A 12,094-nucleotide genomic window follows, 5' to 3' on the forward strand; every position below is an offset into this window, starting at 1 on the left:
ACAGTCCGCTATCGCGAGCAAGCTCGCTCCCACAGGTTTTGTGTGATGCCTATTTTTTGCGCAAACGCATCAATTCCGGCAACCCGATCTTGAGCAACCGCGCCGTCCGGCTCTTCGCCAACTCCTCAATGCCCTCATGCTCGGTCAGTCGCGCCAGTTGCGCAGCCATGTTCATCACCAGCGCTTCGCGGGAGTAAACCCCGCCACCGAGCTGGTAGACCGCCGCAATCAGCTCTCGCAGCTCCAGCGGCAGGCGCCAGCGGGTACGCAGCGCCGACCCATAAGCCGCACCGAACTCAGCCAGCGCCTCGCCAACCTCCTCCCACTCATCCAGCTCACCACCGGCCTGCTTCCATTCCTGCAAACACCGCAACAGCGCAAGGTCGCCGAGGCGATGCAGCATGCCGGCGCAATAACAGCGCTCCTGATCCAGATCCAGCAAGCGTGCCAAGGTCCGGCCATACTCGGCGGTGCGCAGCGACAGCTCCCAATAGCGCTCGGCATAATCGGCCAGAAACGGATCGCTGAGTCGGGCACTGCGCTTGAGGGCCAGCCCCAGAATCAGGTTCATGCTTTGCCCGGTGCCGAGGCGGTGCAGCGCCTGGGACAGGGTTTGTACGGCGGCGCCATGGTGCTGGGCCGCGCTGTTGGCGGCGGCGATCAGCACAGCGGTGACTTGCGGATCGGTACGGATCTCGTCATGCAGCAGTGTCAGGTCGAGGCCATTGGGATTGAGGCTGCGTTTGACCGCCAACTGTACGTCGGTCATCAGTGGTGCACCGTCGGCCAGCTCACGTCGACGCTCCAGGTAAACCGCCAACGTCATGCCTGGCGACAGCGAAGGCGTTTCGCAAGACAGCTCTTCACCGGCGTTCAGCAGCAAGTCCTGCAGGCGGTGGGTCAGGCTTCCCATGTTCAGGGGTTTGGTCAGGTACGCCGCCGGCGCCAGGGGCAAGACTTCGCGCACACTGGCGCTGTCGTTGCGGCTGCTCATCAGAATGAACGGCAGCGGTGGATTACGCTTGCGCTGGCGGACATTGCGCAAGACATTCAAACCATCGACGCCGGGCAGCTCCCAGTCGACGATCACCAGGTCATAAGGATTTTCCGCCAACAGTTGCAGCGCTTCCTGACCATCGGCACACAGATCCAGCCGCGCGTCGCAGCGCACATTCAACAAAACCTGCTTGAGCAGGTCGCGGGACCAGGGGTCGGCCTCGGCAATCAGCACACGCGGCGCAGCGGGTAACACCACAGCAGTCATTTACACACTCCAAAGCAGTGCTTGCACCTTAGTCAATGCTGGCCATTCGATACAGCGCATTTGCCATCGATGGGTTCCAGGGACACAAAAAAACCCGCCGAAGCGGGTTTTTTTGTCGATCAGTTCACAAATCGATCAGAGCCTGGAGATCACAGCTCGGAGAAGCACTCTTCGATGATCGCCAGACCTTTGTCCAACTGCTCGTCCGGCGAAGTCAGCGGTACCAGGACGCGCAGAACGTTGCCGTAAGTGCCGCAGGACAGCAGGATCAGACCCTTGTCGCGAGCCTTGGCCACAACGGCGGCTACCGCTGGAGCGTTCGGCTTGTGGCTGTCGCCATCAACGAACAGCTCGACCGCGATCATCGCGCCCAGGGCACGGACTTCGCCGATCACCGGATATTTGGCCTGAATAGCTTTCAGGCCAGTGACCAGACGCTCGCCGACAGCCTTGCAGCGGTCCAACAGGTGCTCTTCTTCGAACACTTCCATCACGGCCAGCGCCGCGGCGCAAGCGATCGGACTACCGGCGTAAGTGCCGCCCAAGCCGCCTGGAGCAATGGCGTCCATGTATTCGGCCTTGCCGCAAACACCGGCCAACGGGAAGCCGCCAGCGATGGATTTGGCGAAGGTGGTCAGGTCGGCAGCAACGCCCATCTGTTCCATGGCGAAGAAGGTGCCGGTACGACCAGCGCCGGTTTGTACTTCGTCAGCGATCAGCAGGATGCCGTGCTGGTCGCACAGCGCGCGCAGACGCTTCATGAACTCTTTAGGCGCGACGTAGAAACCACCTTCGCCCTGAACCGGCTCGATGATGATTGCAGCGATGTCACGCGGCTCGGCGTCGTTCTTGAAGATGCGTTCGATGCTGGCGATCGAATCGTCGATGCTCACACCGTGCAGTTCGTTCGGGTACAGCGCGCGGAAGATGCCGCCTGGCATCAGGCCCATGCCGGCCGAGTAAGGCACGACTTTACCGGTCAGGCCCAGGGTCATCATGGTGCGACCGTGGTAAGCGCCGGTGAACGCGATCACGCCGGCACGGCCAGTGGCGGCACGGGCGATTTTCACGGCGTTTTCGACGGCTTCGGAACCGGTGGTCACCAGCAGGGTTTTCTTGGCGAAATCACCTGGCACTTTGGCGTTGATTTTTTCGCACAGCTCTACGTACGGCTCGTAAGCCAGTACCTGGAAGCAGGTGTGGGTCAGCTTGTTCAACTGCGCGGTCACGGCGGCGATGATTTTCGGGTGCAGGTGACCGGTGTTCAGCACGGCGATACCGCCGGCGAAGTCGATGAACTCGCGACCTTCAACGTCGGTCACGGTGGCGTTCTTCGCGGACTCGGCGAAGATCGGGTGAATCTGGCCAACACCGCGTGGTACAGCGGCTTCGCGGCGTTTCATCAGGGATGCGTTAGTCTTGCTCATAAAGTCCTCATTCACCGCTCATCGGGCGGCGTGGTTCAAGGAAAATGCAGCGGGGAGGCAACTACGGCAGCATGCGATGATCGACTGCCACAGCGTTCCCGGCCACAGAGAAAATTCCGTTTGTTGCACGCAAAGGGACAGCGCTCTCGTGCCCTTTGCGTTTGAAGCAATGCCTGGCCGGGCTTAGATGCCCAGGCAGAGGTATTTGATTTCCAGGTAATCTTCGATGCCGTACTTGGAGCCTTCACGGCCCAGGCCCGACGCCTTGATGCCGCCGAACGGCGCGACTTCGTTGGAGATCAACCCGGTGTTGACGCCGACCATGCCGTATTCCAGGGCTTCAGCCACACGGAACACACGACCCAGGTCGCGAGCATAGAAGTACGAAGCCAGACCGAACTCGGTGTCGTTGGACATCGCGATCACTTCGGCTTCGTCTTTGAAGCGGAACAGTGGCGCCAGTGGACCGAAGGTTTCTTCCTTGGCCACGGCAGCGTTTTTCGGCACGTTGGTCAGGATGGTCGGCTCGAAGAAGTTGCCTTCCATGACCTTGCCACCGGCCAGAACAGTTGCGCCTTTGCTGATCGCGTCAGCAATGTGCTCTTGAACCTTGGCCACGGCTTTTTCGTCGATCAGCGGGCCAGTGGTGGTGCCTTCTTCCAGACCGTTGCCGATCTTGAGTTTGGCCACGGCCACTTTCAGCTTCTCGGCGAACGCGTCGTAGACCGAATCCTGAATGTACAGACGGTTGGCGCAGACGCAGGTCTGGCCGTTGTTGCGGTACTTGGAAATGATCGCGCCTTCGACGGCCTTATCCAGGTCCGCGTCGTCGAACACGATGAACGGCGCGTTGCCGCCCAATTCCAGGGACACTTTCTTGATGTCCTTGGCACATTCAGCCATCAGCTGACGACCAATTTCGGTCGAGCCGGTGAAGGACAGTTTGCGCACGATCGGGTTGCTGGTCAGCTCGCTGCCGATGTCGCCGGCGCTGCCGGACACCACGCTGAACACACCGGCTGGAATGCCGGCACGTTGGGCCAGTTCAGCCAGAGCGAATGCGGAAAACGGAGTTTGCGAAGCAGGCTTGAGCACCATGGTGCAACCGGCGGCCAGGGCCGGGCCGGCTTTACGGGTGATCATCGCGGCCGGGAAGTTCCACGGGGTGATTGCAGCGGTCACGCCGATTGGCTGCTTGATCACGATCAGGCGCTTGTCTGGCTGGTGGCCCGGAATCACGTCACCGTAGACGCGCTTGGCTTCTTCGGCAAACCACTCGATAAAGGAAGCGGCGTAAACGATTTCGCCCTTGGCTTCGGCCAATGGCTTGCCTTGTTCGAGGGTCATCAGGCGAGCCAGGTCGTCCTGGTTCTCGATGATCAGCTCGAACCAGCGACGCAGCTTGTTCGCACGGTCCTTGGCGGTCAGTGCACGCCAGGCCGGCAGCGCTTTGTCAGCGGCTTCGATTGCACGGCGGGTTTCGGCAGCACCCATTTTCGGCACGGTGCCCAGAATTTCGCCCGTTGCCGGGTTGTTGACCTTGATCGTCTGACCATTGTCCGCATCAACCCAAGCGCCATCGATAAAGGCTTGCTGGCGGAACAACTGGGTGTCTTTAAGCTGCATGTCGGCTTTCCTTAACAGCACCGCGGCAAGCGCGGAGCGAATTATGATTGTAGAAAGGCGCCTTATAGGCTGCCGTCAGGGAAATCATTCACCGGGCTGAAGCACATAAATAGCGCACTGATTGAAACTCGTGCGGTTCAGCACCCAGACAAGAGCGTTTGAAATCTCAAACGAATCCTAGGATCAAAGGGGGTAAAGGACAATAGCCTGTTCGAAAAAAAGAACGAAAACGCCGCATTTGCCTAATTTTTCTGATCAACGTAGCAACCGCAGGTTACGCTTTGGAAAAACGCAGGCGATTCAGCAGCATGGACGCCCGCAGTGCATATGAGTATCATGGCGCCCGCATTGCACCAGTAGCTCAGCTGGATAGAGTACTGCCCTCCGAAGGCAGTGGTCGTGGGTTCGAATCCCGCCTGGTGCACCAAACGTAGAAACGAGAAAGCCTCAGATCTTAGGGTCTGGGGCTTTTTTGTGTCCGTCGTTAAAGCCTCAGGACGGGCGCTGGATGCAGTTGTTCGGTTTAACCGAACAACTGAGTCTGAAAAAAACCGCCGAAGCGGTTGTTTACTCAGTCGTCCAATCAAACTCGTCGTATTCATCATCCTCTTCGTCCTCGACCACTTCATCATCAAGAACGTCTTCCTCAAACGCTTCCTCTTCCTGCTTCGCCAGCAGAAACTCCTTACGGCTCTCAGTCACCGCGCGCCGTAATTCCTCGCCCTTCTCGGGGCAGTTGAGCATTTGGGCGATGCGGTCGATTTTTTTCGCCATGGCTTCCTCCAACGCATCGGCTATAGGCCGATAGTGCGCGCTTTCGGGTGTCGATGCCAAATGACTGACCGCTCTGCCTCTCAGTTTTTCTGCAAATCCTTGAGTCTGGCCGTGAGATTTTCCTTGGGAAAGCGTTTGTGCAATGTCGCCATCAGGTCAGCGGCCGCTTGAGCCTGACCAGCCCTTTGCAGGCGGATCACTTCCCTTAATTGATCGTCGATAAACTTTACCGGAGCTATCGCCGGGCGTTTGCTGACCTTCGCTTCGTCAGCCATTTCAGCGCTGATCGATTCGCTCTGCGCGGGGGCGGGGGCGGACATCGCGCCGGCCGGGGCAGCCAACGAGCGGGCAACCGAAGGTGATACCTCTGCGGCTTCTTTTTTGGCGACCGGCGCAGACGCTTTGGGTGCAGTAGCGAAGTCGTAACTCGGCGATTGCTCCTCCGTGCGTTGCACCAGTGCAAGCATCAGGGCCACTCCGACGAGGCTGGCAAATGCAACTTGCCAACGGGGTTTCTGGCAGGTCTGGACCCAGCGTTTCCACAGACCTGGCTTCTGCACAGGGACTTCACGGTGTGCGGCAGTCAGGAGGAACGCGTCGAGATGGGCCGGTGGTTCGTCGGTCGCGTGTTCACGATAGTGCTTCACCACTTCGTCTTCTGGCGTAGGACGGGCGTCAGTCATGTCAGTACCTCCTCGGCCAGCAGCCGACGCAGTTTTTGCTGGGCGTAGCGCAAGCGGCTTTTGACGGTTTCCAGCGGTGTTTCGGTGAGGGTGGCGATCTGCGGCAGGTCGAGATCACCATGGGCGCGCAGCAGGAACACTTCGCGCTGATCAGCGGGCAGGTTTTGCAGGGCCGCTTCGAGGCGCTGGTTGTCGCGGCTCAGGCTCAGCAGTTGTTCGGGATCGGCAGCGTCATCGCTCAGCGCGTGGATCTGTTCGTCATAGCTGTCGTGCAAGGGGTTGTGGATTCCGTGTTTGCGCCAGTGATCGATCAGTCGATTGCGGGCAATCTGGTAGAGCCAGGTACGAAAATTCGCCCGGCCTTGTGGCTGACTGGTGCTGCGGATCAGGCTCAGCCAGGTGTCCTGGTAAACCTCTTCGGCCAGCTCGGACTTGCCGCTCAGGCCGAGCAGGAATCGGTAGAGCCCTTGGCGGTGACGGGCGTACAAAATCTCGAACGCCGGCCCGTCGCCTGCGCGATAACGGGCCAGCAGCGATTCGTCGCTCGATTCAGGAGCAGACATTTCAGTTGTAGCCTCCTTTGAGCGGCTCACTATTCGATGCGGTCGTGGTTCGCAGACTTTGCGCCAACTCCACCAACTGCACGAACTCTGCCCGCAGACCAAATCGATCTTCGCCCCGCGCACCGCGCGCCAAAGCCTCGGTGTCCTTCAGGCTGAAATCGCCGGTATAACGCCCGTCCTTGAGCTGCTGGGAAAACGCCGCCACGGCCGCCGCAAAACGCAGGTCTTCACTGGCTTTGTCGACCTGACCGTTGGCGATCGGCCGCTCGATCAAGCGACTATTCCCACCCTCAGGCGACTGATAGCGCACGCGCAACATCGCCAATTCCCCAGTCTTTTCGGAAACAGCGGCCCCAGGATTGCCATACCGCAACGGCTCCAGCCAGCCCTTCTCGCCCTTGGGCACAATTTCGTACAACGCTGTCACCGTATGCCCTGCGCCGATTTCACCGGCGTCGACTTTGTCGTTGCTGAAATCCTCACGCTTCAACGCACGGTTCTCATACCCCAACAGCCGATATTCACTGACCAGTGCCGGGTTGAACTCCACTTGCAGCTTCACGTTCTTCGCCACAACCGCGAGGGTCGAGCCGAGCTGATCCACCAGCACCTTGCGCGCCTCGCGCAGGTTGTCGATGTAGGCATAGTTGCCGTCGCCGGCATCGGCCAACTGTTCCATCAGGTGTTCATTGTAGTTATCCACACCAAAACCCAATGTGGTCAGGGAAACGCCGGTCTTGCGTTTATCCACAGCCATTTGCTTGAGGCTGTCGAAGTCGCTGATGCCAACGTTGAAGTCGCCATCGGTGGCCAGCAGGATGCGGTTGATGCCCTTGTGGATAAACGCTTGCTGCGCCATCTGATAGGCCAGTTCGATGCCTGACGCTCCGGCGGTTGATCCGCCGGCGGTTAATTGATCGATGGCTGTACGAATTTTCGCTTTGTCGCGTCCGGACGTTGGCTCCAGCACCACACGCGAATCGCCGGCGTAAACCACCAGCGACACCCGATCCTGCTCGCGCAATTGATCGACCAGCAATTTCAGGGTGCTTTTGACCAGCGGCAACCCCTCGCGTCGGTCCATCGAGCCGGACACGTCCACCAGAAACACCAGGTTCGCCGGGGCCAGTTCCGCGACCGCGCGGTCTGTGGCCTTGATGCCGATGCGCAACAATCGGGTATGCGGGTTCCACGGCGACGGCGCCAACTCTGTGGTCACGCCGAAGGGCGAGCCATCGGTGGGCAATGCGTAATCGTAGGGAAAGTAATTGACCATTTCCTCCAGTCGCACCGCACCTTCCGGTGGCAGGCGCCCCTGATTGAGCAAGCGGCGGACGTTGGCGTAAGCACCGGTGTCGACATCGGCGCTGAAGGTCGAGACGGGCGCTTCGGTCACGCTGTGAATCGGGTTATCCGCCAGCGCTTGATACTGTTCCCGCTGCTCATCCCGATATCCCTGCGCAGATGCCTCGCCCGCGGGCAGCGGCGCATAGCTCGGCGCCGGACGCACGCTGCGCTTGGCCATCGAGGAGCCCGCCATGACAGCCTCGCTGCGCACCACGACTTCAGACGGCAGCGCACCTTGAGCCGGTGGCGGAGTCGAGGTGGAATCAGGCTTGGATGAAACGCCGCAACCGGCGATGGCCAGCAGCATCCCGGCGGCGAAACCCTGGGCAACCGGGCGGAGGAAATGCAGAGGGAGGGACATGGGGGCTGACCTCAGGAGGAAATTGATCCATTCATCCTCTGAGACGGACAGCCCCGTCGATTCGGGTTAAGACGGCTGAAAAAATTTCAGCGGTGATAACGCCGCACCACGCTGCTGTTTTTCAGCACATGGCCTTTGATTTTTTCCAGTAGCTGGGCGCGTGTCAGGCCGGCGGGCAAAGCTTCCGGCGCCAGGTCCAGGGCGTAGAGCTGGATGATGTAGTGGTGCGCGCTGTCGCCGACCGGCGGGCAAGGTCCGACATAACCGGTGGTGCCTTTGCTGTTGGTGCCGCCGACGCCTTCAAGGGCGGATTTTGCGCCGACGCCGGCGGCAATCTGATGCGTCGTGGCTTTGATGCCGTAATGCACCCAGTGATCAACGCCTTGGCCTTTTTGGCCATCCGGATCGTGCATGACAATGGCGTAACTGAGGGTGCCCGCCGGGCCGGCGTTCCAATTCAAGGCCGGTGACTGGTTGTGCCCACCACAATTGGGCGCATCGCTGGCGGCAGCCGAGGTGAACAGTCGATCGTCGGTGACACCTGGGATGTTCAGGGTAAAACGCTCCTGGGCCTGCGCCGGAAATTGCACGCAAAGGACGACTGCAACGGCTGCCAGCCAAGGGTTCAGAGAGGTCAATCGGGTCATACCGGAGCACCTTGTGCGGGTGGGGCCGTCGTCGGCGTGCAAACTATAGCCGGACCGTTCATTCGGTGGCAGCGGGAATTGGCTGAACCTCGAGATAAGCGCCAAACTCTTAAGTGAAACGCTTGCCTGGAGAGTGATGATGGCACTGCACCGCGTTGCCAGTTTCGCCGACGTTCCCGAAAACCGTGGCCTGGAAGTGCGGATCGCGGACACCAAAATCCTCCTGCTGCGGGTTGGCGATCAATTGCGTGCCTATCAGGGCGAATGCCCCCACGCCGGCGCGCCGCTGGCCGAGGGTGCGCTGTGTCATGGGCGCCTGATCTGCCCGTGGCACAAGGGAACGTTTCGGATCGAGGACGGCGCGCTATGTGAACCGCCGGCCCTGGACAGCCTCAAGCGATATCCCCTTGAGGTACGCGAAGATGAGGTCTGGGTCGACGACCAGCCGTTACCAGACGGCCACACCCCTCCGGCCGACGATGAGCGGACGTTTGTGATCATCGGCGCCGGCGCCGCAGGCACGGCGTGCGCGGCAGCGTTGCGCGAAAAGGGCTTCGGTGGCCGGGTGCTGTTGATCGACCGTGAAACCGACGCCGGGTACGACCGCACGGTCTTGAGCAAATTCGTGATTGCCGGGGAGATGCCGCCGGAAGAAGTCCCGCCGCTGCGTGATGAAAACTTTTACCGCGAACAGCGCATTGAGCGAATAAACGCTGAAGTGGCGAGCCTGGACGCCGCGAACAAGACGTTGCGCCTGGCTGATGGTCAATCGCTGAGCTACGACGCTGCGCTGCTCGCCACCGGTGGCACACCTAATCCGCTGACGCTGCCTGGCGCCGACCTGCCGCAGGTGTTCGTGCTGCGGTCGAAGGATCAGGCGCAGCGGATTCTGGGCTCGGCAAAACCGGGCCAACGAGTGGTGATCATCGGCGGCAGTTTCATCGCCATGGAATCCGCGTCCTCCCTGCGTCAATACGGCCTGGACGTCACCGTTCTGGCCCGCCACGCAGTGCCTTTCGCCAAACAGTTTGGCGACGCCGTCGGCAAGGCGATTCGTGCCCTGCACGAGGCTAACGGCGTGGTGTTTCATACGGATGGCAATGCAACGCACATCGAAGGAACCGCCAGGGTTGAAGCGGTACGGCTGGACAATGGTCAACGTTTACCGGCGGATCTGGTGTTGGTCGGTATTGGCGTCAGCCCGGCAACCGGCGCATTTACCGGCCTTCCCATGGAAAAAGACCAGTCGCTGAAGGTCGACGGCGGGATGCGCGTGACCGATGGGCTTTGGGCCGCCGGCGATATCGCGACCTTCCCGCTCAACGGCCAGCCCCAACGGATCGAACATTGGCGCCTGGCCCAGCAACATGCACGGATCGCCGCGATGAACATGCTCGGCGGTGACGAGCATTACCTCGACGTGCCTTATTTCTGGACCTGGCACTTCGGTAATAACTACGACTACCTTGGACACGCCGCGACTTGGGATGAGGTCGAGTTCAAAGGTGATCCTGACCATCCGCCTTTCATCGGCCTGTTCGGCAAGGAGGGATTGGTGGTCGCCGCGGTGGCTTGCGATGAAGAACGTGCGATAGCGCTGCTCGCCGAACGGATGAAACAGCCGTTGCCGGTGGATGAGGCGTGGCGGCTGATTCGGGACTTGAATTAACGGCTGCTCCCCCCGTTTCAAACGCCAGACAGCAAAACGCCCGGCGTCTGCGTTGCGCAGACGCCGGGCGTCGGTCTGTAAGCCATGGTTTTACTGGACGGTGACATTCCCGCCGAATTTGCTCATGACAAACCCGACAAACTCTTCGACGGTCATCTTCTGGCCGTTGAAATCCACCTGATTATTGGCGTAGTGCAGTTTGGCGACGATGTTGCTGTCTTCCAGTTTTGCCAACTGCGTACCGACTGCCATGCTGCCAAACATGTCGGCGGTGGCGGTGGCCTGATCGGCGATGAGCTTGGCGTCGGTCTGACCGTCGATTTGCGACTGCACGCTCAGCAGGTCAACGAGCATTGGCTTGGACACTTTCACGTTGACGTCCAGCAGTGCGATCAACTGTTGGGTCAGTTGGTCGGGCGGCAGGTCCATGGATTGTGGTTTGGTCAGGTCGAGCACCAGGTTGGCGCGGCTTTCGCCATTGGGGGTGTTGAACGACAGATTCTCCAAGGCGACCTGCGGGCCGGCGGCCAGCAGTTTCTCCAGGCCGGTTTTGACCTGAGCCTCTTCGGCCGTGGTCAGGATCAGCTCTGGCGCCGGTTCACCCGCAGCGACGGCCTCAGCGGCGGCCCTCTCGTACGGTTGCAGTTTGGTCTGGTAAATCTGCATCAACGACATTGTTGCCGGGATGTCGAGGTTCTTCAGGCTCATGGCCATCTGCGCAGACCCGACAGCCTTGCCGTTCAAGGAAACCTCACCCACCTTGTAATCGGCACGCCCCGAAGCGCTGGTGCCGGATTCCTCGGTCTGGTTCTTCATTTCAAACTTCTTGACACCCAAGACCGACTGCTTGGCGCCGAAGGTGGTCTTGCTGTCGGTCAGCTCGACGGTATTCGAGCCGGTGTAGTAGCCGTAGGTACTTTTTGTCAGGTTGCTGGCCAGGGTCAGACCGTTCAGTTCGACCTTCACCGGCGTCTGATCTTCAGCCACCGTGCTCAGTGTCAGGCTGTCCATGTAGCCGTCGGCCTTGACCTTCTGCGCTTGAGCGCTGGCGGCGACATCGAGGTTCAGCCCGGAGAATTTCAGGCTGGACTTGTCGTCAAGCGCCACGTCCAGCGGCAGCAATTGCAGGGTACCGTTGGTGGCATTGTCGTAACCGATATTGACCACGCCCGTGAGGGGGGACTTGTCCTTGGCAGCGGCGAACCATTTCTCGGTGGTCGGGGTTCTTTCCAGTTCGTAGTGACTGGTGGCCAGGACCGGCAGCCACTTCAGCGACACCAAGCGCGAAAACGGCAGCGGGCCGTGTTCGATGCGATCGACGAACAGCAACTCCACCGGTGCTTCACCGAACATCTCGCCTTCGCCCTTGAGGCGGTAGTGTGCGGTGCTGCTGAACACATGGCACTCCAGCGACACCAGCTCCAGCGATGCCGTGCCGTTGGAACCGACCAGCGCGGCTTGCAGCTCTTTGTTGGCGTCGGCGATCGAGGTGTTCAGCACACCTTCGAGTTTGGTGCCGGTGTACCAGGCACCACCAGCGCTGATTGCACCGATGGCAACGACGATTCCAAGAAGCACGCCTGCAGATTTATTCATGAATGACCCGATCAATGTCCGTTGTTTGAAGGTGTGGTCGTCTTCCCTGAACCCATGACGGGTTACGGTCACGACTGCGATAAAAGTGCGATGGAGATTAGCATCAGGCGCACCAGCCGACCCAATGATTAAAGGTT

At 60.1% G+C, this 12,094-nt stretch carries 10 protein-coding genes and 1 tRNA gene; 2 read left to right on the forward strand and 9 right to left on the reverse strand.

Going from position 1 to position 12,094, the window contains the following annotated elements:
* Positions 1 to 49 precede the first annotated feature (49 nt).
* The 3 genes from ACIQU2_RS05880 to gabD all read right to left on the reverse strand — a co-directional run bounded on the left by ACIQU2_RS05880 (position 50) and on the right by gabD (position 4,317).
* Positions 50 to 1,264, reverse strand: coding sequence for an HDOD domain-containing protein (locus ACIQU2_RS05880; RefSeq protein WP_403139355.1), 1,215 nt, complete (start codon positions 1,262 to 1,264; stop codon positions 50 to 52).
* A gap of 149 nt (positions 1,265 to 1,413) precedes the next feature.
* Complete coding sequence (gene gabT, locus ACIQU2_RS05885; protein WP_134419251.1) at positions 1,414 to 2,691, reverse strand: 4-aminobutyrate--2-oxoglutarate transaminase; 1,278 nt, start codon at positions 2,689 to 2,691, stop codon at positions 1,414 to 1,416.
* Positions 2,692 to 2,874: 183 nt separating this feature from the next.
* Positions 2,875 to 4,317, reverse strand: coding sequence for an NADP-dependent succinate-semialdehyde dehydrogenase (gene gabD, locus ACIQU2_RS05890; protein WP_008148203.1), 1,443 nt, complete (start codon positions 4,315 to 4,317; stop codon positions 2,875 to 2,877).
* 350 nt (positions 4,318 to 4,667) lie between these two features.
* Here gabD and ACIQU2_RS05895 point away from each other — a divergent pair.
* Positions 4,668 to 4,744, forward strand: a tRNA-Arg gene (locus ACIQU2_RS05895).
* A gap of 140 nt (positions 4,745 to 4,884) precedes the next feature.
* Here ACIQU2_RS05895 and ACIQU2_RS05900 read toward each other — a convergent pair.
* The 5 genes from ACIQU2_RS05900 to ACIQU2_RS05920 form a co-directional block, all read right to left on the reverse strand.
* Positions 4,885 to 5,151, reverse strand: coding sequence for a hypothetical protein (locus tag ACIQU2_RS05900; RefSeq protein ID WP_403139356.1), 267 nt, complete (start codon positions 5,149 to 5,151; stop codon positions 4,885 to 4,887).
* A 20-nt stretch (positions 5,152 to 5,171) separates the two neighbouring features.
* A complete protein-coding gene (locus ACIQU2_RS05905; RefSeq protein WP_403139357.1) occupies positions 5,172 to 5,774 on the reverse strand; it encodes a hypothetical protein in 603 nt (200 codons plus the stop codon).
* Positions 5,771 to 6,337, reverse strand: a complete 567-nt coding sequence (locus tag ACIQU2_RS05910) for an RNA polymerase sigma factor (protein WP_056745690.1) — start codon at positions 6,335 to 6,337, stop codon at positions 5,771 to 5,773. Before ACIQU2_RS05910 ends, ACIQU2_RS05905 begins: the two co-directional genes overlap by 4 nt.
* A gap of 1 nt (position 6,338) precedes the next feature.
* A complete protein-coding gene (locus ACIQU2_RS05915) occupies positions 6,339 to 8,045 on the reverse strand; it encodes a von Willebrand factor type A domain-containing protein (protein ID WP_403139358.1) in 1,707 nt (568 codons plus the stop codon).
* Between the two features lie 86 nt (positions 8,046 to 8,131).
* On the reverse strand, positions 8,132 to 8,692 hold the full coding sequence (locus tag ACIQU2_RS05920; protein ID WP_347803072.1) for a YbhB/YbcL family Raf kinase inhibitor-like protein: 561 nt from the start codon (positions 8,690 to 8,692) through the stop codon (positions 8,132 to 8,134).
* Positions 8,693 to 8,831: 139 nt separating this feature from the next.
* Here ACIQU2_RS05920 and ACIQU2_RS05925 point away from each other — a divergent pair, with 139 nt between their 5' ends.
* Positions 8,832 to 10,361 carry an FAD-dependent oxidoreductase gene (locus ACIQU2_RS05925; protein WP_403139359.1) on the forward strand — a complete coding sequence of 510 codons (1,530 nt, stop codon included), beginning with the start codon at positions 8,832 to 8,834 and terminating at the stop codon, positions 10,359 to 10,361.
* A 90-nt stretch (positions 10,362 to 10,451) separates the two neighbouring features.
* Here the strand turns inward: ACIQU2_RS05925 and ACIQU2_RS05930 are convergent, their stop codons facing one another.
* Entirely contained in the window at positions 10,452 to 11,957 is a 1,506-nt protein-coding gene (locus ACIQU2_RS05930; RefSeq protein WP_403139360.1) for a YdgA family protein, read from the reverse strand.
* Between the last annotated feature and the right edge of the window lie 137 nt (positions 11,958 to 12,094).

Origin of the sequence: Pseudomonas sp. NPDC098740 (assembly GCF_044760065.1) — a bacterium.
In the GTDB taxonomy this organism is placed as follows: Bacteria; Pseudomonadota; Gammaproteobacteria; order Pseudomonadales; family Pseudomonadaceae; genus Aquipseudomonas; species Aquipseudomonas rossensis.